The sequence below is a fragment of the Streptomyces sp. NPDC051963 genome, assembly GCF_044593495.1.
Lineage (GTDB): Bacteria > Actinomycetota > Actinomycetes > Streptomycetales > Streptomycetaceae > Streptomyces.
Map to the genome: position 1 here is coordinate 358,902 of NZ_JBIUCC010000002.1, position 23,784 is coordinate 382,685.

Genomic DNA, 23,784 nt, shown 5'->3' on the forward strand with positions numbered 1-23,784 from the left:
CTCAATATGTAATGCAGGCTTGAGAAACACAAGGGGGTGCGCATGGCCGGTCGGAGTCAGGCGAGCGCCGGAGAACTGCTCGAACTGGTGCGTAGCGGCCGAGCGACGACCCGCGGTGCCCTCCAACAGGTGACGGGTCTCTCACGCGCGACCGTCGGCCAGCGTCTCGACCGCCTCTTCCGCGCGGGCTGGCTGCGCGAGGGCGCCGGCGGCCCGGTCGACTCCCCGCTCGGCGGCCGCCCCTCGATCACGCTCGAATTCGACGACGAGCACGCGGTCGTCCTCTCCGCCGACCTCGACACCCGGCACGCCCGCGCCGCCGTCCTCTCCCTCACCGGCGAGATCCTCGCCGAGCACTCCGGCACGCTGGTCATCGAGGACGGCCCCGACGCCGTACTCGGCGAGCTCGGCCACTGGTTCGCCGAGCTCCTGGAGAAGGCCGGGCATCAGGCCGGCGAGGTCTGCGGGATCGGACTCGCGGTGCCCGGCCCCGTCGACAGCGACACCGGCCGCGTCGTCCAGCCGCCGATCATGCCCGGCTGGGACGGCCACGACATAAGAGGCCGCCTCGCCAGGGCCTTCACCGAGCACACGGGTGCCGCCGCGGTGCCGGTACTCGTCGACAACGACGCGAACCTCATGGCGTACGGCGAACAGCGCACCGGATACCCGGACTGCTCGGCCTTCGTGCTGGTCAAGGTGTCGACGGGTATCGGCGCCGGCGTCGTGGTCGACGGCTCGCTCTACCGCGGCGTCGACGGCGGCGCGGGCGACCTCGGCCATATCCGGGTGGGCGCGGAGGCGCTGTGCCGGTGTGGTTCGTACGGCTGTCTGGCCGCCGTCGCCAGCGGTGGCGCCGTGGCCCGGCGGCTGGCCGAGGCCGGGGTGCCGGCGGCGTCGGGCTCGGATGTGCGGGACCTGCTGGCGTCCGGGCATCCGGAGGCGGCGGCGCTCGCGCGGGATGCCGGACGCGCGGTCGGGGACGTGCTGGCGACGGTCGTGACGCTGCTGAACCCCGGGGTTCTGATGATCGCCGGGGATCTGGCCGGAACTCCCTTCCTCACGGGCGTGCGCGAGCTGCTGTACCAGCGGGCACTGCCCCGCTCCACCGCCCACCTCGACGTCGTGACCTCACGGCTCGGTGAGCGGGCCGGGCTGGTGGGGGCCGGGGTGCTGGTCGTGGAGTATCTGTACGCGCCCGAGCGGGTGGAGGAGCGTCTGCTGGCGCTCGGGATGTAAGCAGCGCGTTTCGGTTCGGATACCTGTCCGCAGACCGTCCGTATGTCGTCCGCATGGTGAAATTCCGCCGCCTGTGGCAGCGTGATTCTCGCCACCCTTGATAAGGGTTGCGCTCAGATGAGCGGATCTTGAGCGGCTGCACTTCTCCAAGGGGTGGCACTCAGTGCCACCCCTTGATCGTTCATCGATCGAAATCAGACGTGTCGAGAGACGCTCATACGAGCGATATCCGTGGCCCGTGAGGGTGCATTCGTTCAAGAAGTGAACACATCGCTGGGCTATTCCTTGCCAAGCCTTGACTTTCGATCCTGTGGCGGACGGCTGGTTACGGGCTCATGACGCACAAGTGGACGTACCCAGACGCCTTCGATCTGGGTATGTTCCTCGCCGTCAGGGCAGCCACCGCGTCCTCTGAGGAGTTGGGACCCGTGTCGGAAAACAAAAAGTTCGTTTACGACTTCACCGAGGGCAACAAGGACCTGAAGGACCTCCTTGGCGGAAAGGGCGCAAACCTCGCCGAGATGACCAACCTGGGTCTTCCCGTCCCTCCGGGCTTCACGATCACCACCGAAGCCTGCAAGGTCTACCTCGACAGCGGCGAGGAGCCGGTGGCACTGCGTGACGAGGTGAGCTCGCACCTCGACGGCCTCGAAGCGGCGATGGGCAAGAAGCTCGGACAGGCCGATGACCCCCTCCTCGTATCGGTACGTTCCGGGGCGAAGTTCTCGATGCCCGGCATGATGGACACCGTTCTCAACATCGGGCTCTCCGACAAGTCCGTGCAGGGCCTGGCCAAGCAGGCCGGCGACGAGCGGTTCGCGTGGGACTCCTACCGCCGCCTCATCCAGATGTTCGGCAAGACCGTCCTCGGCGTCGACGGCGAACTCTTCGAGGACGCGCTGGAGAAGGCCAAGGAGGCCAAGAAGGTCACGGTCGACACCGAGCTGGAGGCCGCCGACCTCAAGAAGCTGGTCACCCGGTTCAAGAAGATCGTCAAGACCGAGGCCGGCCGGGACTTCCCGCAGGACCCGCGCGAGCAGATGGACCTCGCCATCCACGCGGTCTTCGACTCCTGGAACACCGACCGCGCCAAGCTCTACCGCCGTCAGGAGCGCATCCCCGGCGACCTGGGCACCGCGGTCAACGTCTGCTCCATGGTCTTCGGCAACCTCGGCCCCGACTCCGGCACGGGCGTCGCCTTCACCCGTGACCCCGCCTCCGGCCACCAGGGCGTCTACGGCGACTACCTCCAGAACGCGCAGGGCGAGGACGTGGTCGCGGGCATCCGCAACACCGTCCCGCTCGCCGAGCTGGAGACGATCGACAAGAAGTCGTACGACCAGCTGATGCAGATCATGGCGACCCTGGAGAACCACTACAAGGATCTCTGCGACATCGAGTTCACCATCGAGCGCGGCCAGCTGTGGATGCTCCAGACCCGCGTCGGCAAGCGCACCGCGGGCGCGGCCTTCCGTATCGCCACGCAACTCGTCGACCAGGGCCTCATCGACGAGGCCGAGGCGCTCCAGCGGGTGACGGGCGCCCAGCTCGCCCAGCTGATGTTCCCGCGCTTCGACGAGGAAGCGAAGGTGGAGAAGGTCGGCCGGGGCATCGCGGCCTCGCCGGGTGCGGCGGTCGGCAAGGCGGTCTTCGACTCGTACACGGCCGTGAAGTGGTCGCGCTCGGGCGAGCAGGTGATCCTGGTCCGCCGGGAGACCAACCCCGACGACCTGGACGGCATGATCGCGGCCGAGGGCATCCTCACCAGCCGCGGCGGCAAGACCTCGCACGCCGCCGTCGTGGCACGCGGCATGGGCAAGACCTGTGTCTGCGGTGCCGAGGAGCTCGAGGTCGACACCAAGCGGCGCCGGATGACGGTGCCCGGCGGGCATGTGGTGGAGGAAGGCGACCTGATCTCGATCGACGGGTCGAGCGGCAAGGTGTACCTGGGTGAGGTGCCGGTCGTCCCGTCCCCGGTGGTCGAGTACTTCGAGGGCCGGATGCACGCGGGCGCCCAGGACGCCGACGAACTGGTCGAGGCCGTGCACCGGATCATGGCGTTCGCCGACCGCAAGCGGCGCCTGCGGGTGCGCGCCAACGCGGACAACGCCGAGGACGCGCTGCGGGCCCGCCGCTTCGGCGCCCAGGGGATCGGCCTGTGCCGTACGGAGCACATGTTCCTCGGCGACCGCCGTGAGCTGGTCGAGCGTCTGATCCTGGCCGACACGGATGCCGAGCGCGAGGAGTCCCTGAAGGAGCTGCTCCCGCTCCAGAAGAAGGACTTCGTGGAGCTGTTCTCGGCGATGGACGGTCTGCCGGTGACCGTCAGGCTGCTGGACCCCCCGCTGCACGAGTTCCTCCCCGACATCACCGAGCTGTCGGTCCGAGTGGCCCTCGCGGAGTCCCGCAAGGACCCGCACGAGAACGACCTGCGCCTGCTCCAGGCCGTGCACCGGCTGCACGAGCAGAACCCGATGCTGGGGCTGAGGGGTGTGCGGCTGGGTCTGGTCATCCCGGGCCTGTTCACCATGCAGGTACGGGCGATCGCCGAGGCCGCGGCCGAGCGCAAGGCGGCGAAGGGCGACCCGCGGGCCGAGATCATGATCCCGCTCGTCGGCACGGTCCAGGAGCTGGAGATCGTCCGCGAGGAGGCCGACCAGGTCATCGCGGAGGTGGAGGCGGCGACGGGTGCGCAGCTGAAGCTGTCGATCGGCACGATGATCGAACTGCCGCGCGCCGCACTGACCGCCGGTCAGATCGCCGAGGCCGCCGAGTTCTTCTCCTTCGGCACGAACGACCTCACCCAGACGGTGTGGGGCTTCAGCCGGGACGACGTCGAGGCCTCGTTCTTCACGGCGTACCTGGAGAAGGGCATCTTCGGGGTGTCGCCCTTCGAGACGATCGACAGGGACGGCGTGGGCTCGCTGGTGAAGCTGGCCGCCGAGGCCGGCCGGGCCACCCGCCCCGACCTCAAGCTCGGCGTCTGCGGCGAGCACGGCGGTGACCCGGAGTCCGTCCACTTCTTCCACGAGGTGGGCCTGGACTACGTCTCCTGCTCTCCCTTCCGCATCCCCGTGGCACGCCTGGAGGCGGGCCGGGCGGCGTCCCAGTCCCAGGGCAGCGACCACCGCTAGCCACCAGTCCCCGGAGCCGTCGTCCGTCCCCGACCCTCACCGATGGGCGGCGGCTCCGGCGCACGAAGAGAGGGCGGCACCCCGTGCGGGGGGTGCCGCCCTCTCCCTCATGCCTCTCCGAGCTCCGTGAACAGCGTCAACTGGAGCGCACCGGGCGCCTCAAGCCGGGAGTTGAGCGAGTTCCAGGGCGTGCGCGTCGGCCCGGCCACCACCTCGGCCCCTGCCGCCGCCAGCTTCGCCGTCACGGCCGTGGAGTCGTCAACCTGGAACGCCACCCGAATGTGCCCGCCCACCCGCCGCCCGACCTCCACCTCGTCGATGAACGCGGCATGGTTCGGATCGGTCAACTCCAGCGTCGCCCGCCCGGCATCGAGAATCGTGACCCGCCCACCGGGCGAGGAGAACGCCGCCTGCTCGCTCAGGCCGAGTACGTCACGGTAGAAGTGCAGCGCCGCGTCGTAGTCGTCGGCGGTGACGACCAGGCGGAGTTCGCTGACGGCGGTGTCGGTGGCTGACTCGTCGGGCATGACGGCTCCTCGGGGATCGCGGTTACGCCCCGTCAACTCGCCGACGGGTCGGGGGATTCCGTGGCTACGGCGGACATGGGCCTTTCAGCTCTACCGTGGAGTGCATGCAACTGTCGCCGCTCGTCGCCCGGGAACGTTTCGTCGGGTCACCTGTCGCACGGCTGGCGACAGCCGATGCCAATGGGGTGCCCCACGCCGTGCCGGTGACCTTCGCCGTCCTGGACGACGTCGTGTACTTCGCGGTGGACCACAAGCCCAAGAGCACGTGGCAGCTGCGGCGGCTCAGCAACATCCGGGAGAACCCCTCAGTGACGATCCTGGTCGACCACTACTCCGAGGACTGGTCGACCTTGTGGTGGGCTCGCGCCGACGGCCGCGGGGAGGTTCTGGAGGACGGGCAAGAGCGGCACCGCGCGGTGGATTTGCTGCGCGACAAGTACGACCAGTACCAGGACTCTCCTCCCCAGGGTCCCGTGGTCGCCATTCGGGTCGATCGGTGGAGCGGCTGGACGTTCGGGCGCGCGTCGATGACGCCGGGAGCAGACCGTCCACCTTGAGCAGGAACTGCGCGAAGGCCTACCCGCCTTGCCCTAGAGGTCGTCCACTCGTTCCCATACGTGCCAGCCGAACTCCTGCCTTGCCCAGCGGAGCATCGTCTCGGTGACGGCTTGAGAGGACGGCAGGAAGGTGCGGACGTGTCGGTCCGGGGCGCCATCTCGGTACTCAAGCTGATAGTCGCCACCGCGATCGTGCCAGACCTGGATGTACACGTCCGGCTTGGCAGGTATCCGTTCTACGACGAGGAAATGGTCTTCTGTGCCACCTATGCGCTCCACCAGGCTGCGGAGTTCACCCTCAGTAACCCACTGACGGATCGTCTCGCTCTCGGTCGTCACTGAGATCGCCAGCGCACCCGCGGCCATCGCACGTGCTGTCGGCGACGTCTTGGTGGTGCGGAGGACGGACCTGCCAAGGATGACCCGATACTCCAACTCGGTCCACAGCTGCGGCCGCTGCTTGACTCCCGAGGCGCGCATTCGCTCGGCAACATAGTCGTAGAGGTCAAGAACGCTGATCAGGCCGTCCTTGTCAACGTCGGCCCGCCCTGTCCGCAGACCTTCGATCACAGCGCCTGTGAACTGGGAAGGCTCTGGCCCCAACTCGTTGAAATGATCGCCTTCCCAGGCGTACTCCGTGCGGCTGGTGGCTGTAATGACCACCCGGCCATGGCCGGCCAGTTCTTCCTGCAGATGGACGGCGTTGTCCCCCTTGCTGCCGGGGAGGAAAGCGCCGCTGTAACAGCAGTCGAGCAGTACGACGATCGATTTTGCTCGGCAGCGTTGCATCTGGGAGCGGAGGAACGAGGCAGAGACAGCGGTGGAGGCGAGCAGGCGCGGATCGGTGTCCCGAGCGGCGAAGAACAACTCGCCGCTGTCGTTCTTGAGGCCGTGGCAGGAGAGGTGAAGAAGCAGCAGATCGTTCCTGCCACGGTCCAGGAAGAACTCCTCGATGGTGCGGTTGGCCTCATGCTGTCGCGCGTCGACGACCTGGGTCACCTCGAAGTCGCCGATGCGAGGATCACGCAACACCTCGGCCAGGCCCTGGCCGTCGCGTGCCGGCGAGCGGAGTCGGCGCAGGCCCGCGTGGTCGTATCGGCTGGTTGCGATGAGGAGGGCGTCACGGCCACGAGACACTGCAGCCTCCTCATCCACCCGACACCTCCTCCGGTTCCGGTTCAGGGCCCGAGCCGGAGGAAAGGCCAGGTGCCGCCGGCTGATTGCCGGTGTGGGCATGGATGAAGGCGTCGATCAACCGCCGCTGATCCGCTGACGAGGTCGCCTCCACCTCAAGAACGTCCTCGCCGATGGTGATGCTCACCGTGCGCACAGGACGGTTCTGGATCCAGGTCTCCAACAGTCGTAGCACGCCCCGCAGCACCAACGGCGCGACCGTCACGGTCATGGCGCCCAGCGCGATCACTTCGCCCGGTTTCGCTCCCTCAGGGACTCCATCGGATCTGAGCAACTCCACGTTGTGGACGTCGAGTTCGAGCATGATCTGCTCGCGCAGCCGAAGGGTGAGCTCGTCCAGCTCCTCCTGGTCGACATCAGGCCTGCCCCGTAGGACGAGACCCAGCTGCCGTGTCGATTCGTTCACAACCGCTCCCGCGCCACGCTCGACCCTTTCGCGGGCGTCTGGACGCTGCCCCTCACTCGCATGCCACGCCGTCCCCGTCCCGGTCGAGGTGGGACCCGTAGCCGGGATCGCCGACGCGCACGGGCGCGGCGCCGGCGGCGCGGGCCGCGTCGCAGTTGTCGTAGTAGACGCTGTCGGAGCCGCCGCCGCTGTCGTCACCGGATCCGGCGTCGTCGGCGGCGGGCCGGGCGGTCACGGTCTTGGTGACCCGCACGGTCTTCGTGACGGTCGCCGTCGGTGCCGCCTCGGGCTCGGCGGTCTCCGTGGCGGTGGCTGTCGCCGTGACGGTGACGGTCGGCCCCGGCTTGGCCGCCGTGGGCTGCGCCTGGTCCGTCGTCGTGTCCCCGCCGCTGTTGCCGATCCCGACACCGACGAACAGCGCCACCGCGAGCGCCGGCAGGACGTACCGCTTCCGGGCCCATCTGGGCGTGGTTCCAGGAGCGGGCTGTGGCGGCACAGGCGGTGTGTTGTACGCGTTGCTCATGCTCATCCCCCAAAGGTGTTACGTGAGGAGATGACCGTATTGGCGCGCTACAAGTTGTGAAGGTGAAGTGACCATCTTGTGATGCATGAGTGGTCGGAGTGTGAGCCCTCGCCGCCCGTCGCCCGGGAAGCGTCAGACCTTCAACCCCTCGTACACCACCCCGGTCAACCCCTCCGACGCCTCCCAAAGGCGTTCGCTCGCGCGGTCGTTGAGGGTCCAGGGGGCGCGGCGGGACGGGCCCGGTGAACCGCGCCAGCCTGCGAAGGACGGGCCGGTGAAGGAGTCGGGGGGTACGTCGGGGGCGGTGGCGGCGTAGAGGGTGGGGAGGGCGCCGTTCTCGGCGGGCTGGGCGAGGGTTCGGCTGCCGAGGTGCCGCATGCGTTCGGTGAGCTTGTTGCCCGTCATGCGTGGGCCGGCGGTGTGGAGGTCGGTGTCGGAGTAGCCGGGGTGCGCGGCGGCGGCCAGGACGTTCGAGTCGGCGGCGGCCGTACGGCGGGCCAGCTCGTGGGTGAAGAGCAGGTTGGCCGTCTTGGAGCGGGCGTAGGCGGTCCAACGGTTGTAGCGTCGTTCGCTGTTGAGGTCGTCGATGTCGATGTTGGACAGGGCGTGCATGAAGCTGGAGACGGTCACGACACGTGCCCCGGGGGTGGCGTTCAGCACCGGCAGCAGCAGTCCCGTGAGCGCGAAGTGGCCGAGGTGGTTCACCCCGAACTGCGTCTCGAAGCCGTCCGCCGTCGTCCCGTACGGCAGCGCCATCACCCCGGCGTTGTTGACGAGCAGATCCAGCCGCTCGTACGGATACCAGGCCGCGAACTCCCGTACGGAACCGAGGTCCGCGAGGTCCAGCCGGCCGAACTCCACGTCCGTGTCCGGTACTTCGCTGACCATTCGGTCCCCGGCCTCATGGCCGCGCGCCTCGCTGCGGCAGGCGAGCACCACGCGGGCGCCCCTGCGCGCCAGCTCCCGCGCGGTCACGTACCCGATGCCGCTGTTGGCGCCGGTGACGACGGCGACGCGGCCGCTCTGGTCGGGCATGTCACTCGCGTTCCAGCCGGGCATGACGGGGCTCCCTCCGGTGTGCGGACCCGGTTCAGCCTACGGCGGTGGGCGGCCGGCGCAGCCCTCCGACGCGTACTCGGCCGCCACAGCCTGTCCATGACCTGTCAACCCACAGTGCCCGAGGGAGGTAACCCCGCGCCCCTAACGTCCCTCACCGCACGACCCCGTCGCCGATCGGCGACGGGGCGGTCACGCCACCCTTGGAGCGAGAGTGGAACGTCGTACCCTCCTGCGTGCGGCCGTCCTCGGCGGGTCCTCCGCCGTGTTCGGCGGAACCCTGTGGCGCGGCGCCGCGTATGCCGCGCCCGCACAGCCCGGCACCGGCCCCTACGGAGCGCTCGGCTCGCCGGACGCCAATGGCATCAGACTGCCGAGCGGCTTCACCAGCCGGGTGATCGCCCGCTCCGGCCAGACGGTGTCCGGCACGTCGTACACCTGGCACAACGCCCCTGACGGCGGCGCCTGTTACGCCGACGGCAGCGGCTGGATCTATGTCTCCAACTCGGAGATCAACCCGTCCGGCGGCGTGAGCGCGGTGAAGTTCTCGTCGAGCGGGACGATCACGAGCGCGTACCGCATCCTGGCGGGCACCCGGCAGAACTGCGCGGGCGGCAGGACCCCGTGGAACACCTGGCTGTCCTGCGAGGAGGTGTCCCTCGGCTACGTCTACGAGACCGACCCGTGGGGTGTGAACACGGCCGTACGGCGGGACGCGATGGGCCGCTTCAAGCACGAGGCCGCCGCCGCGGACCCGGTGCGCCAGGTGATCTACCTGACCGAGGACGAGACGAACGGCCGCCTCTACCGCTTCGTCCCGACGACCTGGGGCAACCTCTCCTCCGGCACCCTCCAGGTCATGGTCGCGGGCTCCGCCACCTCCGGCTCCTTCACCTGGGCCGACGTCCCCGACCCGGACGGCTCCCCGACCTCCACCCGCACCCAGGTCTCCGGCTCCAAGTCCTTCAACGGCGGCGAGGGCTGCCACTACGCCGACAACACGGTCTGGTTCACCACCAAGGGCGACAACCGCGTCTGGCAGCTCAACCTGACGAACAACACCTACGAGTTGGCGTACGACGACTCCCTGGTGACGTCGGGCACGGCCCCCCTCACCGGCGTCGACAACATCACCGGCTCCTCCTCCGGTGACCTCTTCGTCGCCGAGGACGGCGGCAACATGGAGATCTGCGTCATCACGCCGGACGACGTCATCGCGCCGTTCCTGCGCATCGACGGGCAGTCGGGGTCGGAGATCACCGGGCCGGCCTTCTCGCCCAACGGCTCCCGGCTGTACTTCTCCAGCCAGCGGGGGACGAGCGGGAGTTCGTCCGGTGGGATCACCTACGAGGTGACGGGGCCGTTCCGGTCGTAGCGGCCCGGCGGCGGGGGCGCCGCGTCCGTGTCACGCGGACGCCCCCGCCGCAGCACCTATGACAGGACCCTGCCCGCCTCGTCGCGTGCGTGGCCGATCGGGTCCGGGAAGATGCGCATGCCGTGGGCGACCAGCGCCCCCTCGTGGAGCAGCATCAGGGTGCGGGCCGACTCCTGGGCCCTCTCCGGGGCGACCTCGCGGGCCAGATCGGTGAAGAGCTCCAGCATCCACTCCTTCTGGCCGGTGATGATCGCGTAGGCCGGGTGGGCGGGATCGCTGATCTCGGCGTGGGCGTTGACCATGCTGCACCCCTTCGGGCTGCTCTCGGTCATCCATGCGCGGGACGCGTCGAAGACCGCGAGAACCCGGTCGACGGGTCCCGACCCCACGTCCGCGAGCCGCTCCTCGAGGAACGCCCGCCAGCGCTCGTCGCGGTCGGCGAGGTACTCGACGACGACCTGGTCCTTGGAGCCGAACCGGTCGTAGAGCGTCTTCTTCGTCACCCCGGCCTCGGCTGCGATCAGGTCCACGCCGACCGCGTGGATGCCGTGCTCGTAGAAGAGCCGTGACGCGGCTGCGAGAACGCGGCGCGCGCCCGGGGTCATCGCGATCCGTGTGATCCGGGGGGTCCGGGTGATCCGTCGGGTGCCCATGGCCATCAAGTATACCGATCTGTATAGTGAGGTCCACGAGCTGAGGTATACCGATCTGTATAGTCGCCATGGGGTGGTGAACCGTGAACCTCCTCCTCTCCGTCGCCTTCGTGCTCTGCTGGAGCTCGGGATTCGTCGGCGCCAAACTCGGCACGGAAAGCTCGACCGCCGTGACGATCCTGATGTGGCGGTTCCTGCCCCTGGCCGTCGTCCTCGTCGCGGTGGCCGTGGGCAGCCGCCGAGCGTCGTGGCAGGGACTGACCGCCCGCGACGTGGCGCGACAGACCGCGATCGGGCTGCTCTCCCAGAGCGGCTATCTGCTCACCGTCTACTACGCCATCCAGCTCGGCGTCTCCAGCGGCACGACCGCCCTGATCGACGGCACCCAGCCCCTCGTCGCGGGCGCGCTGGCCGGCCCGCTGCTGCGTCAGTACGTCTCGGGCAGACAGTGGCTCGGCCTGTGTCTGGGACTCGGCGGCGTCGCCCTCGTCACCACGGCCGACGCCTCGGCGAACACCGGCGTCGCCTGGTGGACCTATCTCGTCCCCTTCGCCGGAATGCTTTCCCTGGTGGCGGCCACCTTCCTCGACCAGCGATCCCCGACGCACGTCACGCCCCTGGTGTCGATGACCGTCCACTGCACCACCAGCGCGCTCGTCTTCACGGGAGCCGCCCTCGCGCTCGGGGGTGCCGCACCGCCCGCCACCGGGTCGTTCTGGATGGCGATCGGATGGCTCGTGGTGCTGTCGACGTTCGGCGGATACGGGCTCTACTGGCTCGTGCTGCAGCGCTCCGGGGTGACCGGGGTCAACACGCTCATGTTCCTGATGGCGCCCGTCACGGCGATCTGGGGCGCCGCGATGTTCGGCGAGCCGTTCACCGTTCAGACCGCCGTCGGTCTGGTGGTCGCCCTCGCGGCGGTGACCGTGGTGCGGGGCACGAGCCCGCGCGCGTCGGCGGCGGCCCGGCGATGAGCCGCCGAATGCGCTTGTCCGCCGTTCAGGTCCCGCACTACGGTGCCGCGGTGGATCTCTTCTCCCGCGCATGGACGGCGTTGCTCACGGCGGTCGCCGAAACCCCGGACGAGGACTTCGAGCGACCGTCCGGCTGTACCGGCTGGCGCGTACGGGATCTGGTGTGCCACCTGGTCATCGACGCCCAGGACGTCCTGATCACCCTGGTCACACCCGCCGACACGGAACCGTCCGCGGACGCGGTCACCTACTGGGACCTCCTCGCCGAACCCCCGGCCGGCGACGACCCGCTCGATGCGCTGATCCCCCGACTGGCCACGGCCTACGGCGAGCCGAGGTGGCTCAAGTTCCATCTCGACGACGTCGGTTCGGCAGCGGGACGCGCCGCCGGCCTCGCCGACCCCGCCGCCCGCGTCAGCACCCAGGACAGGGTCCTGACCATCGGCGACTACCTGTCCGCGTACGTACTCGAATGGACCCTGCACCACCTCGACCTGATCGCGCACCTGCCGTCGGCCGCCGAGCCGCCCGCCGAGACCCTCGCGGCGGCACGCGCGTCACTGGAGAAGATCGCCGGGACCGCGCTTCCCGCCTCGTTCTCCGACCGGGACGCGCTGCTGATCGGCACCGGACGGCGTACCCCGACCGCCGCGGAGACGGTCGCGCTGGGCGAGCGGGCCGCGAAACTCCCGCTCATCCTGGGCTGAGGCGGCCAGTCGGCGAGGCGATGAGTTTCCGTCCCGCCGTCGGTCACCATTACCGAGCCGGCCCGAGACGGGCGGTCGGAGCGGTGGCGAACAACGACACTTGGGAGTGCTGACCGTGCAGCCGAACGAGATCACCGAGGTCCTGAACCGTCCGATCAGCCAGGAGCTGCTGGCCCGCGACCTGACCCGCCTCGCCTACATCGCCAAGGACGGCACACCCCGGGCCATCCCCATCGGATTCACCTGGAACGGCTCCGAGATCGTGATGTGCACGCCGAAGAACGCCCCGAAGCTCACGGCGCTCCGCCGCAACCCGGCCGTCGCCCTCACGATGGACACCGAGGTGCACCCGCCGAGAATCCTGCTGCTCCGCGGCCGGGCCGAGCTGGACGTCGTCGAGGGCATCCCGGACGAGTTTCTCCAGATGAACGGCACCTACACCATGACGCCCGAGCAGCGGGTCGAGTGGGAGACCGAGATCCGCTCGCTCTACGACGGCATGGTCCGGATCGTCGTGACCCCGACCTGGGCCAAGCTGATCGACTTCGAGACGACGCTCCCGATCGCGGTCGAGGAACTGGCCCGACAGCGGGAGGAACGCCGGCGCACCGAGTGACACCGGCGTTCCGCAAGGCCGACCGGGCCGATCATGCCGACTACGCCGTCCGCACCCCGTACGTCCCCACCCGCACAGCCTCGTCGTCCAGGCATTGCCCGGACTCCAGGTCGAAGCGCTGCTTCAGCAGGGGGGAGGCGACGAAGGGGCGGCCCTTGTGGGTGCCGGTGAGGCCGCGGGAGAGGACTGCCGCGCCGGTGAACGGGTCGCGGTTGTCGATGGCGTAGAGGTTGCCCGCGCGGTCGCGGAAGAGGGCCGCCTGCCGGCCGTCCGGGAGCAGGGCCGCCACACCGCGGCCCGGCAGCAGGACGTTCAGGTCGCAGACCGTGAACCAGCTGTCGTCGAGGCTCAGTTGGACCTTCAGGTCGGTCGTCTCGGGTGCCAGGGTCATCGCTGGGCGGTTCCTTCCAGGACGTCTTCAGCGGGGCGCATGCCGATGGACAGCAGCGGCAGGTCGGGCTTGATCTGGTCGCGCTCGGGCACGAAGCCGACGACCGGGTCGGGGGTGTCCGGCGCGTTCACGAAGGACACGAACCGGGCGAGCTTCTCGGGGTCGTTGATGGTGGCGGCCCACTCGTCGCGGTAGTGGGCGACGTGCGCGGTCATCAGCGTCTCCAGCTCCTCGCAGATGCCGAGGGAGTCCTCCACGACCACGTCGCGTACGTGGTCCAGGCCGCCGGGGAGCCGCTCCAGCCAGGTCGACGTCCGCTCCAGACGGTCCGCCGTGCGGATGTAGAACATCAGGAAGCGGTCGATCAGCTTGATCAGTTCGGCGTCGTCGAGGTCCTGGGCCAGCAGGTCCGCGTGGCGCGGGGTGGCGCCGCCGTTGCCGCCGACGTACAGGTTCCAGCCGCCCGCGGTGGCGATGACGCCGAAGTCCTTCGACTGGGCCTCGGCGCACTCGCGGGCGCACCCGGAGACCGCCGACTTCAGCTTGTGGGGCGACCTGAGGCCCCGGTAGCGCAGCTCCAGGTCGATCGCCATGCGGACCGAGTCCTGGACGCCGTAGCGGCACCAGGTCTGGCCGACGCAGGACTTCACCGTACGGAGGGACTTGCCGTAGGCGTGGCCGGACTCGAAGCCGGCGTCCACCAACCGGGTCCAGATCAGCGGGAGTTGCTCGACCCGCGCGCCGAACATGTCGATCCGCTGACCGCCGGTGATCTTCGTGTAGAGGCCGAAGTCACGGGCGATCTCGCCGATGACGATCAGGCCCTCGGGGGTGATCTCACCGCCGGGGATACGGGGAACGACCGAGTACGAGCCGTTCTTCTGGAGGTTGGCGAGGAAGTGGTCGTTGGTGTCCTGAAGGGTGGCCTGCTCGCCGTCGAGGACGTAGCCGTCGGCGCCGATCGTCGGGGCGAGGGAGGCGATGATCGAGCCGACCGCCGGCTTGCAGATCTCGCAGCCGTCACCGCCCCGGGCGTCGTCGCGGCCGTAGCGGTCCAGCAGGTCCTGGTAGGTGTTGATGCGCAGGGCGAGGACGATCTCGTACAGCTCCTCGCGGGTCTGTGCGAAGCAGCCGCACAGGCCCTTGTCGACCTCGACGCCGCTCGCCTCCAGCTCGGCGGTGACCAGCTGGCCGAGGACCTTGACGCAACTGCCGCAGGTCGTACCGGCCTTGGTGCACTTCTTCACCTCGGGCACGGTGGTGCACTTGTGCTCGGTGACCGCACCGCGGATCGTGCCCTTGCGGACGTTGTTGCAGGAGCAGATGATCGCGTCGTCCGGCAGCGCGGTCGGGCCGAGCTGGGCGGACTCACCGGTGCCGGCCGGCAGCACCAGCGACTCGGGCGAGACCGGCGGGACGGAGCCGGTGAAGGCCTTCAGCGTGCCGTACGCCTCCGCGTCGCCGACCAGGATGCCGCCGAGCAGGGTGCCGTCGCGGCCGATGACCAGCTTCTTGTACAGGCCCGCGCGGGAGTCGGAGTAGACGACGTCCAGGCAGTCGTCGGTCGCACCGTGCGCGTCGCCGAAGGACGCCACGTCCACGCCGAGCAGCTTCAGCTTGGTGGACAGGTCGGCGCCGGTGAACGTCAACTGCTCCGTCTCGTCGGAGGCGATCGTCGCCGCCGCCGTCTCCGCCTGCTCGTAGCCGGGGGCCACCAGGCCGTACACCCGGCCGTCCGACGCCAGCGCGCACTCGCCGATCGCGAACACATGCGGGTCGGAGACCGTACGGCACTGCTCGTCGACCGCGATGCCGCCGCGCTCGCCGACCGTGAGGCCCGAGTCCCGGGCCAACTGGTCGCGGGGGCGGACACCGGCGCTGAACACGACCAGGTCGGTGGCGAGTTCGGAGCCGTCGGACAGCTTCATGCCGGTGACCGCGCCGTCCTCGTCGACGACGATCTCCTGCGTGCCCACACCGGTGTGGACGGCCAGGCCCATCTCCTCGATGGTGCGCAGCAGCGCGGCACCGCCGCCGTCGTCCACCTGTACCGGCATCAGGCGCGGCGCGAACTCGACGATGTGGCTGGTGAGTCCGAGCCCCTTCAGCGCGCCCGCGGCCTCCAGGCCGAGCAGACCGCCGCCGACCACGGCACCGGTCGTGCGGGTACTGGCGTACTCCTCGATGGCGAGGAGGTCCTCGATCGTGCGGTAGACGAAGCAGCCCGTGCCGTCCTTGCCCGGGACCGGCGGCACGAACGGGAAGGAGCCGGTGGCCAGGACGAGGATGTCGTAGTCGACGACCAGCCCCGAGCTGGCGGTCACCTTCTTCGCCTCGCGGTCGATCGTCTCCGCCGGGTCACCGACGTACAGCTCGATGCCCTCCTTCTCGATGAACTCCATGTCGGTCATCGAGAGGTCCTCGGGCGTCTTGCCCGAGAAGTACGAGGTGAGGGCGACGCGGTCGTACGCGGGGCGCGGCTCCTCGCACAGCACGACCACGCGGTGCGTGGCGGTCATGCCGCGCTCGGCGAGCGCTTCGAGGAAGCGCTGGCCGACCATGCCGTGGCCGACGAGCACGATCGTGGGGGTGGCCCCCTCAGTGGCGGTCATTCAGGAGCCTCCATCGTTGGTGAGCAGGTGGAGCAGGGGGGCGCCGTCGGCGGGGAGCGGCTCTGCTCCCTCCCAGGCACGGGCCAGGGCGCCGACGGTGCCGAGTTCGCCGACCAGAACGCCGCCGACCACGCGGTCGTCGCGGACGACGACCTTGCGGTAGGTGCCGCGGGTGGCGTCGGCGAGCTGGACGACGTCGTCGCCCGGCCGCGGCACGGTCTCGCCGAACGCGGCGAGGTCGAACGCGTCCGTCCCGTTCAGGGTCAGCCGGGTCAGCGAACGGGTGCCGGTGTAGCGGGCGCCGGCCCGGCCCGCCAGCGTCTCGGCCAGTACGTCGGCCTGTTCGAGGGCCGGTGTGGCGAGCCCGTAGATGACGCCGTCGTGCTGGGCGCAGTCGCCGATCGCCCGGATGTGCGGGTCGGACGTACGGAGTTCGTCGTCGACGATGACGCCCTTGCGGACGGCGAGCCCCGCGATCTGCGCGAGGCCGACGCGCGGGTGGACCCCGCAGGCCAGCACGACGACGTCGGCGTCGAGGGCGTATCCGTCGGCCATCTCGACCGAGCGGACCGCGCCGCCGACACAGCGCACGTCGCGCACCCGGCATTCGGTGTGGACCTCGACACCGAGGTCCTTCAGATGCCGCAGCACCAGCTTCGAGGCGGCCGGGTCGAGTTGGCGCTCCATGAGCCGCTCGGCCTGCTGGGCGAGGACGACCTGCGCGCCGCGCATGGCGAGCGCACGGGCCGCGGAGACCCCGAGGAGCCCGCCGCCGATGACGACCGCGCGCACGCCCGGCCGTACCGCCTTGGACAGGCCGAGGCAGTCGTCCATGGTGCGGAACGCGTGGACGCCTTCGGGGAGTTCATGGGTTCCCGTGAACAGACCGCGCAGGGGCGGGAGTACGGGGTTGGAACCGGTGGCCAGGACCAGCGTGTCGTATGCGATCTTCGAACCGTCCGTGCACTCCACCTGCCGCCCGGCGCGGTCGATTCCGGTGACCTGGGTGCGGACGAGCCCGGCGGGCGTCGGCAGGGCGATCACCTCGGGCGCGTACCGGCCGGCCAGCACCTCGGCGAGCAGCACCCGGTTGTACGGGCGGTGCTCCTCCTCGCCGATCAGCGTCACGGGCGTGCCGAGCTCACCGAGCCGCCGGGCGAGACGTACGCCCGCGAGGCCGGCGCCGATCACCACCACACGCGTATTCGAGGTCATGCCCCTGAGCGTGCGGTGCCGGTGTTACCCGACCGCATCACGTCTGTTTCCCGCGGGGAACGCTGCCCTCAGCGGAGGTGGGGAGAGCGTGTGAGGGTTCGGACGGCACGCAGGTGGCGGGCTGTGAGACGAGCCCGGTACGGGTAACCGAACCAGCGGCTTCCGTGTCCCCACCATCGTCTACGAAGTGGGGCGGGGGCAGGGTGGAGACGTGGGGTTCCAGCAGCTCATGCCGAGGGAGGCGCCAGATGGGCGGTGCCCGGAATGTTCTGGTTCGCGAGGCAGCGGGCACGTCAGGGCGGGGCAAGGCGGCGCTCCAGTTGTGGCCGGCGGAGCTGCCGTCGGGACGGATTGCCTAGGTTGCTGTCCATGTCCTGGCTCCGTGCGCTCGCTCACCGACTCCGGGCTCTCGCCCTGGCCACCTTCGGTTTCCGTGCGCTGGCCGTCGCGGACGCCGACGCCCTGCTGGCCGCCGTCGCCGAGCACGCCCCCGACGTCGCCGTCGTCGACATCCGGCTGCCGCCCACCCAGACCGACGAGGGCGTACGGGCCGCCGTACGACTGCGTGAGCAGCACCCCGGCACCGGTGTGCTGCTCTTCTCGCAGTACGTGGAGACCGCGCATGCCGCCCGACTGCTCGGCAACCCGGCCGGGTTCGGGTACCTGCTGAAGGAACGGGTCGCCGACATCGCCGAGTTCGTCGGCGCGCTGGAGCGGATCGCGGCCGGCGGCACCGCCCTCGACCCCGAGGTCGTCTCCCAGCTCTTCGGCGCGAGCCGCCGCACCAACGCCCTCGACGCGCTCACACCCCGTGAACGCGAGGTGCTGGCGCTGATGGCCGAGGGCCGCACCAACCACGCCATCGCCACGGCCTTCACCGTGTCCGAGCGGGCCGTCGAGAAACACATCGCCAACATCTTCACCAAGCTCGACCTGCCGCCGTCGGACACGGGGAACCGGCGGGTGCTGGCGGTACTGAGGTATTTGGAGAGCACGGGCTGAGTCCCAGAGGCCGAGTGTCAGGGGCTGAGTCCCAGAGACCGAGTGTCAGGGGCTGAGTCCCAGAAGCTCAGTCTCAGATGCCCCTCAAATAGATGGACGCCACACGGACCCCGTCCATAGGGTCGCGATCATGCCCGACATATCGCTGACCATGGTCGTCGTCCTGTGCGCCGCCGCCCTCGCGGCCGGCTGGATCGACGCCGTGGTCGGCGGCGGCGGTCTCCTGCTGCTCCCCACCCTGCTCCTCGGCCTGCCGAACTCGGCGTCGGCGGCCCAGTACGCGCTCGGCACGAACAAGGCGGTCGCGATCGTCGGCACCACGGGGGCCGCGGTGACGTACGCCCGCAAGACCCCGGTGGACGTGCGGCTCGCCGTACGGATCGGGCTGGCGGCGCTCGCCGGGTCGACGGCGGGGGCCTTCGTGGCCGCCGGGATGAGCACGGACCTGCTCAAGCCGATCGTGATGGTGGTGCTGGTCGGCGTCGGAGCCTTCGTGATCCTCCGCCCCGCCTTCGGGACGGCCCCCGCGACGACGCCCGTCTCGCCGCGCCGCGTGCTCGCCGCGATCGGTCTCGCGGGCCTCGGCATCGGCTTCTACGACGGTCTGATCGGCCCCGGCACCGGCACCTTCCTCGTCCTCGCGCTCACCGCGATGCTCCACCTCGACCTAGTGACCGCCTCCGCCACCGCCAAGATCGTCAACTGCTGCACCAACGCGGGCGCCCTGGCCACCTTCGCCTGGAAGGGCACGGTGTACTGGCAGCTCGCCGCCCTGATGGCCGTCTTCAACCTGGTCGGTGGCATGGTCGGGGCGCACACCGCCCTGAAGAAGGGCAGCGGGTTCGTGCGGGCCGTGCTGCTGACCGTCGTCTTCACGCTGGTGGCGAAGATGGCGTATGAGCAGTGGCCGGCGTAGGGGGAGAGGGCTTCGGCGCACCGGAATCGCGTGGCCTGATTCAGGTCAACGGCTGCCGGTCAGATGCGCGAACACGACCACGTTCCCCTGATAGCCGGTCGTCCGTGAGTAGCCCCCGCCGCAGGTGATCACCCGAAGCTCGGGCCGCCGCGCCGCCCCGTACACCTTCTCGTCGGGGAAGTCCTTCGCGTTGTACACCTCGACGGCGTCCACGGTGAACAGGGCGACACCCCCGTCACGCCGGTCCACCTCGACCGTGCTGCCCTTCTTCAGGGCGCCGAGGCCGTAGAAGACGGCGGGGCCCTCGGTGTTGTCGACGTGCCCGGCGACGATGGCGGTGCCCGTCTCGCCGGGGGTGGTGCCGTCCTCGTACCAGCCGGCGAGGTTCTTCTCCTTGGCCGGCGGCACGTCCAGACTGCCGGTCTTCGTCAGCCCGAGGCCCATCAGCGGGGCGTTCACGCGGATCGACGGGATGCGGATGCGGTCCGGCGGGGAGGGGGGCAGCGCGGGCGCGGCGGACCGTGGGGCCAGGTCGGCGTGCGCTTGCGCCGCGGACGGCTGCGGCGGCGTGTGCGTCCGGGCGCCGCTGCTCAGCAGCCACGCGCCGGAGCACAGAGAGGCTATGGTCACGCCCGCTATCGCGGCGTTGCCCAACCTGCGCATCACGACCTCCTGGAGCTGGGCCCGATCCCCCTCCGAGCCGCGAGGGGCGTCGGACCCGGAGGGGGAGGGGACGTGCGGTACCGGCGGACGGACAGCGGAGGGTGTCCGTCAGATCCCGTCGCCTCTCGCCCGGCGATGCAGGAGCCAGGTACCGCCCGCGGCGGCGACGGCGAGAGCCGCCACGCCGGCCGCGGTCTGTACGGGATCGGGGCCCAGTGCGCCGCCGACCCCCGTCTTCACGCTTCCTCTGGGGTGCACCTGCTCACGGGCCGAGGTCAGCGTGACCACCAGGTCGCCCGCCACCCGCTTGCCGTCCTTGGCGCAGGTCGCGACGATCTCGTACGTCCCCGGCTGCGCGCTCGGCGGCACCCTGAACTGTCCGATGGCGTTGTCCTCGTGGGTGCTCGGCGCCAGCGTGAACGCCCCCGCGCCGACCGCGCTGGCGTCGCCCGCCGCCGTCCCCGTGTCACCGCACGCCTTCGTGTTCACCGAGACCTGGCCGCCCGGGACGACGGAGGACGGATACACGTCCAGACTGCCGACGTCCGCGGCGTACACGGGCGCGGTGCCGAGGCCCGCGGCGGCGACGGCGAGTGCGGCACCGGACAGCAGGCGGGCGGTACGTCGCATCGGGGCTCCCCGTCGATCGAGCTCATCATTGGTTTCCCTACCGAGGAAAAAGCCAAGAGGCCGAGCGCGCTTCCTGAGCGGGCGTCAGAAATGGGGTGAACGGGTGTCGGGCGGGGGTTCCGTGGGACCTCCCGTGGTGGTGTTTCGGCAGGTCACGAGCGTGTGGCAGGTGACCGTCGGCAAAGAACCCGAAGAGTGCGGGGGCAAGGGTGTGAACGGGTGACCCCGGGGGCCGGCGCGCCGAGGCTTGACCTCAACCAAGCTTGAGCTACGAGGCTGTGCCCCATGCAGACCCAACCAGCCCCCGCATCCGCATCCTCCCCCTCCCTCTTCCCGACGGCCCCCCTCAACCTGACCCTCGTCATCGGCAGCAACCGCCACGGCCGCTTCGGCCCGGTGGTGGCGGACTGGCTCCTCGACCGAATCCAGGACCACGAAGATCTGACCCCGCAGGTGGTGGATGTCGCTGAGATCTCTCTCCCGACGTCCTTCGCTCCGACCCCGCAGGCCACCGCCGAACTGTCCGAGGTCACTCCGAAGCTGGCGTCCGCGGACGCGTTCGTAGTCCTGACACCCGAGTACAACCACTCCTTCCCCGCCGGCCTGAAGAACCTCATCGACTGGCACTTCACCGAATGGCGCGCCAAGCCGGTCGCCCTCGTCTCCTACGGCGGCCTCGCGGGCGGCCTGCGCGCCGTCGAGCACCTCCGCCAGGTCTACGCCGAACTCCACGCCGTGACGATCCGCGACACCGTCTCCTTCCACAACGCGGGGACGTCCTTCGACGACGAGGGCCGCCTGAAGGACCCGTCCATGCCGGACGCGGCGGTGAAGGTGATGCTGGATCAGTTGGTGTGGTGGGGGAGGGGGTTGCGGGAGGCGCGGGGGCGGTGGCCGTATGTGGGGTAGGGGGTGGTGGGTGGCAGGTCTTCTCGATTGGTGCCGCTCGGCGCTGAAAGAGGATGCCGGAGGACAGAGCCGTGTTCCATGATCGCCTCATGTCGAATCCTGCTTCATTCCGCGATCAGAGCAACTGGGCCGATGGCTTCTACGAACTGGCCATCGAGGTTGGATCAACCGATGACGCCCGGATCCAGGAAGTTCTGGGTGCGGTCTGGTCCGCGGCGGGTGTGCAGGGGTGCTTTGCGTTCCGAGACCGTGAGCCCGAGGAGCAGGAGCCCGTGTCGTGCTCGGCCGCCTCCCTGGCCGAGTACGGCCACCTCCGCGGTCAGGTGCGCCTGCCGACCGGCCGGCCGGCGGTGTGCGGTTGCGTGGCGATCCGCGGGGGCGATGAGAGCAGCGACTGGCTGGACTTCTACGTTCCCGTCGGAGCGTTGAGCAAGGCGGGTATCGCCTACTGGGACGGCGGATCGTTCTTCAGGTCCGCCGTCATGGACGACTGGCTTGCAGCCGTAGGGGCCCGAGCCTTCCGCCGTACGCCTTTCAGCCTCGCCGTGATCGGCTTCGAAGTCTCTGGATGCACCGATGCGGCGACGCTGGCGGGCAGGCTGCCGGAGTCACGCGGAATCGGTTACCTGCTTCCGCTGGACGGAGTCCTGCACTACGGGGCGGCCAACGACTGAGCCCGCACAACCTGGGCGGGCATGACGTCCGGCAGCAGATCAGCCCCGCGCTCGCGCAGCTTGCTGCCCTTCTTGCCGGGATCGACCCGCGATCGACCTCGCCCCGGGCCCCGAGTCCGTCCAGCACCGCCCGGTGCAGCCGACGCCACGGACCGGCCACGGTCCGTACCGTGAAGCGGCGATGCGCGGTGGCGGGCGACGTTGCCGAAGCCGAACATCACGTCACATGAGACAACCTCCAAAGCCACCTCTAAGCCCCCTCCAAAGCCACCTCTAAGCCCCCTCTAAAGCCACCTCTAAGCCTTGATTGGTGCGGCCGACCTGGCGGCCTGCTCGATCTTCGCGCAGTAGGCTGCGCGCGCTTCCTCGTCGATCGGCTGCTCGTGTTCGGCGCGCAACCCGGTCCGGCCGTCGATGCCCTCGCGCAGGATGTCGGCGTGCCCGGCATGCCGGACGGACTCGCTGAGGACATGGACCATGACGGCGAACAGGTTGGTGTTGGGATACGGCTCCGACCACCACGGCACGTGGCCGGGGGCGTCGAGGGGAAGCTCGTCGATCGTCGCGTCCGAGTGTTCCCACGTGCGCCGGTAGAACCCGATGATCTGATCGCGGGTCTCGTCCTCGGCCGCCCACTGATCGCTGCCGTCGGAGTCCTGCCACCGGCACAGCGATTCCGGGGAAGGGCGGTCGAAGACCTCGCCGAAGTACCTGGCCTCGACGGTGGCCACGTGTTTGACCAGGCCGAGGAGGTTGGTCCCGGTCGCTGTCAGAGGTCGGCGGGCGTCGTACTCGGACAAGCCGTCGAGCTTCCAGAGCAGCGCCTTGCGGTCCCGCCGCAGTCTCCCGTGCAGGTTGTCCTTCGCGAAGTCATCGATCATGCGGCATGAGCCTGCCATGGGCCGCTCATGCTCTCAAGATCCCGTACGTGGTCCGCAACGACTGGCAGAACCGAGGCCTGGCCATGGCAGCCGCCCTGACGCGCTACGAGAAGCTCGCGAAACTTGCCACGTGAGACAACGTCTCAGGCAGGCCCGCTGACGCGGACCCGCGCGGCCGGGTCGCCGGGACGACCATCAGCCGCCGGCAGACCGCAGGCGCCACTACATCGCCGACCAGAACCGACGGCGACACGTGATCTGATGCCGCAGACCGGCGCCAAAAGGGTGCTTGTGGTGTTCCGACTGCCTCGCCCTCACGCCTCCGGTGACACGCGACGCGGTCCTGAAGCCCTGGCCGAACACACCAGTGGCAGAGGGCACCCCGGTGCGCCCGGGGGCGGCCTGCGCGCCGTCGAACACCTCCGCCAGGTCTACGCCGAACTCCACGCCGTGACGATCCGCGACACCGTCTCCTTCCACAACGCGGGGATGTCCTTCGATGAAGAGGGCCACACGAAGGAGCCGTCCATGCCGGACGCGGCGGTGAAGGTGATGCTGGATCAGTTGGTGTGGTGGGGCTGGAGGTTGGGGGTTGGGCTGCCCTTCTCCTGCGTACACCTTAGATTCGCCTTCTCTTCGTATTCAGATGGAGCGGCGAGTCGTCTGGTCACGTTAACTCTCGGCCGAAACTGGCTGAATGATCTGTGGTCCTCTCGATTTCCCTTAAGTTGGCATGTCTATGATCCCCGCCATACTTGCGATGCTTGTGTGACACATGGGGTGAGGTTGTGAAGTCGCATTTGGGGGCACGGTTTCCGCTGCGGAATCCGTGGATGCGTAGGGCAGTTGCGAGACTGCTGGCGTGGGCGCTGCTTGTCAGCGGTGTGGTTCTTCTGAACGCTCCAGCTGTCCACGCTGATACGTCGGAGT

24 protein-coding genes and 1 pseudogene are annotated in these 23,784 nt (G+C 69.5%); 13 read left to right on the forward strand and 12 right to left on the reverse strand.

The window, feature by feature from the left end:
• The first annotated feature begins 42 nt into the window (after positions 1–42).
• A complete protein-coding gene (locus ACIHFB_RS08130) occupies positions 43–1,239 on the forward strand; it encodes an ROK family protein (protein WP_365278807.1) in 1,197 nt (398 codons plus the stop codon).
• A gap of 377 nt (positions 1,240–1,616) precedes the next feature.
• Positions 1,617–4,373, forward strand: a complete 2,757-nt coding sequence (gene ppdK / locus ACIHFB_RS08135) for a pyruvate, phosphate dikinase (RefSeq protein ID WP_400126749.1) — start codon at positions 1,617–1,619, stop codon at positions 4,371–4,373.
• A gap of 107 nt (positions 4,374–4,480) precedes the next feature.
• Here ppdK and ACIHFB_RS08140 read toward each other — a convergent pair whose 3' ends face one another.
• A complete protein-coding gene (locus tag ACIHFB_RS08140; RefSeq protein WP_400125922.1) occupies positions 4,481–4,900 on the reverse strand; it encodes a VOC family protein in 420 nt (139 codons plus the stop codon).
• 104 nt (positions 4,901–5,004) lie between these two features.
• On the opposite strand from ACIHFB_RS08140, the gene ACIHFB_RS08145 reads away from it, so the two are divergent.
• On the forward strand, positions 5,005–5,457 hold the full coding sequence (locus ACIHFB_RS08145) for a TIGR03668 family PPOX class F420-dependent oxidoreductase (protein WP_400125924.1): 453 nt from the start codon (positions 5,005–5,007) through the stop codon (positions 5,455–5,457).
• A gap of 33 nt (positions 5,458–5,490) precedes the next feature.
• Here ACIHFB_RS08145 and ACIHFB_RS08150 read toward each other — a convergent pair whose 3' ends face one another.
• The 4 genes from ACIHFB_RS08150 to ACIHFB_RS08165 all read right to left on the reverse strand — a co-directional run bounded on the left by ACIHFB_RS08150 (position 5,491) and on the right by ACIHFB_RS08165 (position 8,639).
• Positions 5,491–6,612, reverse strand: a complete 1,122-nt coding sequence (locus ACIHFB_RS08150) for a caspase domain-containing protein (RefSeq protein ID WP_400125925.1) — start codon at positions 6,610–6,612, stop codon at positions 5,491–5,493.
• Positions 6,605–7,057, reverse strand: coding sequence for a hypothetical protein (locus ACIHFB_RS08155; protein ID WP_400125926.1), 453 nt, complete (start codon positions 7,055–7,057; stop codon positions 6,605–6,607). The genes ACIHFB_RS08150 and ACIHFB_RS08155 overlap by 8 nt, the downstream gene beginning before the upstream one ends.
• 52 nt (positions 7,058–7,109) lie before the next feature.
• A complete protein-coding gene (locus ACIHFB_RS08160) occupies positions 7,110–7,586 on the reverse strand; it encodes an excalibur calcium-binding domain-containing protein (RefSeq protein ID WP_400125927.1) in 477 nt (158 codons plus the stop codon).
• Between the two features lie 126 nt (positions 7,587–7,712).
• Positions 7,713–8,639, reverse strand: a complete 927-nt coding sequence (locus ACIHFB_RS08165) for an oxidoreductase (RefSeq protein ID WP_400125929.1) — start codon at positions 8,637–8,639, stop codon at positions 7,713–7,715.
• Positions 8,640–8,850: 211 nt separating this feature from the next.
• Between ACIHFB_RS08165 and ACIHFB_RS08170 the strand changes: the two genes are divergently transcribed.
• Positions 8,851–10,011: an alkaline phosphatase PhoX gene (locus tag ACIHFB_RS08170; RefSeq protein WP_365278793.1), complete on the forward strand. Its 1,161-nt coding sequence runs from the start codon at positions 8,851–8,853 to the stop codon at positions 10,009–10,011.
• Between the two features lie 56 nt (positions 10,012–10,067).
• Here ACIHFB_RS08170 and ACIHFB_RS08175 read toward each other — a convergent pair whose 3' ends face one another.
• Positions 10,068–10,670, reverse strand: coding sequence for a TetR/AcrR family transcriptional regulator (locus tag ACIHFB_RS08175; protein ID WP_400125931.1), 603 nt, complete (start codon positions 10,668–10,670; stop codon positions 10,068–10,070).
• Between the two features lie 77 nt (positions 10,671–10,747).
• Between ACIHFB_RS08175 and ACIHFB_RS08180 the strand changes: the two genes are divergently transcribed.
• From ACIHFB_RS08180 to ACIHFB_RS08190, 3 genes are all read left to right on the forward strand, one after another.
• The gene (locus ACIHFB_RS08180) at positions 10,748–11,638 is read left to right on the forward strand and encodes a DMT family transporter (protein WP_400125934.1); all 891 of its coding nucleotides are present in this window, start codon (positions 10,748–10,750) and stop codon (positions 11,636–11,638) included.
• 50 nt (positions 11,639–11,688) lie between these two features.
• A complete protein-coding gene (locus ACIHFB_RS08185; protein WP_400125936.1) occupies positions 11,689–12,345 on the forward strand; it encodes a maleylpyruvate isomerase N-terminal domain-containing protein in 657 nt (218 codons plus the stop codon).
• Positions 12,346–12,460: 115 nt separating this feature from the next.
• Positions 12,461–12,961 carry a pyridoxamine 5'-phosphate oxidase family protein gene (locus tag ACIHFB_RS08190; protein WP_400125938.1) on the forward strand — a complete coding sequence of 167 codons (501 nt, stop codon included), beginning with the start codon at positions 12,461–12,463 and terminating at the stop codon, positions 12,959–12,961.
• A 40-nt stretch (positions 12,962–13,001) separates the two neighbouring features.
• Here the strand turns inward: ACIHFB_RS08190 and nirD are convergent, their stop codons facing one another.
• From nirD to ACIHFB_RS08205, 3 genes are read right to left on the reverse strand one after another with little or no spacing between them, the layout of a single operon-like run.
• On the reverse strand, positions 13,002–13,352 hold the full coding sequence (gene nirD, locus ACIHFB_RS08195) for a nitrite reductase small subunit NirD (RefSeq protein WP_365278778.1): 351 nt from the start codon (positions 13,350–13,352) through the stop codon (positions 13,002–13,004).
• Entirely contained in the window at positions 13,349–15,964 is a 2,616-nt protein-coding gene (gene nirB, locus ACIHFB_RS08200; protein ID WP_400125940.1) for a nitrite reductase large subunit NirB, read from the reverse strand. Before nirB ends, nirD begins: the two co-directional genes overlap by 4 nt.
• Positions 15,965–17,179 carry an NAD(P)/FAD-dependent oxidoreductase gene (locus ACIHFB_RS08205; protein ID WP_400125941.1) on the reverse strand — a complete coding sequence of 405 codons (1,215 nt, stop codon included), beginning with the start codon at positions 17,177–17,179 and terminating at the stop codon, positions 15,965–15,967. It abuts the gene before it with no gap.
• A 369-nt stretch (positions 17,180–17,548) separates the two neighbouring features.
• Here ACIHFB_RS08205 and ACIHFB_RS08210 point away from each other — a divergent pair, with 369 nt between their 5' ends.
• Together ACIHFB_RS08210 and ACIHFB_RS08215 are read left to right on the forward strand one after the other, a co-directional pair.
• Positions 17,549–18,181, forward strand: coding sequence for a LuxR C-terminal-related transcriptional regulator (locus ACIHFB_RS08210; protein ID WP_400125943.1), 633 nt, complete (start codon positions 17,549–17,551; stop codon positions 18,179–18,181).
• 130 nt (positions 18,182–18,311) lie between these two features.
• Positions 18,312–19,097 carry a TSUP family transporter gene (locus ACIHFB_RS08215; protein ID WP_365278767.1) on the forward strand — a complete coding sequence of 262 codons (786 nt, stop codon included), beginning with the start codon at positions 18,312–18,314 and terminating at the stop codon, positions 19,095–19,097.
• A gap of 45 nt (positions 19,098–19,142) precedes the next feature.
• On the opposite strand, the gene ACIHFB_RS08220 is transcribed toward ACIHFB_RS08215, so the two are convergent.
• Both ACIHFB_RS08220 and ACIHFB_RS08225 read right to left on the reverse strand, forming a co-directional pair.
• Complete coding sequence (locus ACIHFB_RS08220) at positions 19,143–19,760, reverse strand: class F sortase (protein WP_365278764.1); 618 nt, start codon at positions 19,758–19,760, stop codon at positions 19,143–19,145.
• Between the two features lie 108 nt (positions 19,761–19,868).
• A complete protein-coding gene (locus ACIHFB_RS08225) occupies positions 19,869–20,390 on the reverse strand; it encodes a hypothetical protein (protein WP_365278762.1) in 522 nt (173 codons plus the stop codon).
• Positions 20,391–20,675: 285 nt separating this feature from the next.
• On the opposite strand from ACIHFB_RS08225, the gene ACIHFB_RS08230 reads away from it, so the two are divergent.
• Entirely contained in the window at positions 20,676–21,299 is a 624-nt protein-coding gene (locus tag ACIHFB_RS08230; RefSeq protein ID WP_400125945.1) for an NADPH-dependent FMN reductase, read from the forward strand.
• 89 nt (positions 21,300–21,388) lie between these two features.
• Positions 21,389–21,973 carry a hypothetical protein gene (locus ACIHFB_RS08235; protein ID WP_400125947.1) on the forward strand — a complete coding sequence of 195 codons (585 nt, stop codon included), beginning with the start codon at positions 21,389–21,391 and terminating at the stop codon, positions 21,971–21,973.
• 296 nt (positions 21,974–22,269) lie between these two features.
• On the opposite strand, the gene ACIHFB_RS08240 is transcribed toward ACIHFB_RS08235, so the two are convergent.
• Complete coding sequence (locus ACIHFB_RS08240; RefSeq protein ID WP_365278756.1) at positions 22,270–22,854, reverse strand: DinB family protein; 585 nt, start codon at positions 22,852–22,854, stop codon at positions 22,270–22,272.
• 5 nt (positions 22,855–22,859) lie between these two features.
• Here ACIHFB_RS08240 and ACIHFB_RS08245 point away from each other — a divergent pair, with 5 nt between their 5' ends.
• Both ACIHFB_RS08245 and ACIHFB_RS08250 read left to right on the forward strand, forming a co-directional pair.
• Positions 22,860–22,988, forward strand: coding sequence for a hypothetical protein (locus tag ACIHFB_RS08245; protein ID WP_365278753.1), 129 nt, complete (start codon positions 22,860–22,862; stop codon positions 22,986–22,988).
• Positions 22,989–23,238: 250 nt separating this feature from the next.
• Positions 23,239–23,433, forward strand: a pseudogene (locus tag ACIHFB_RS08250) (NADPH-dependent FMN reductase); the annotation flags it as partial.
• Positions 23,434–23,784 lie beyond the last annotated feature (351 nt).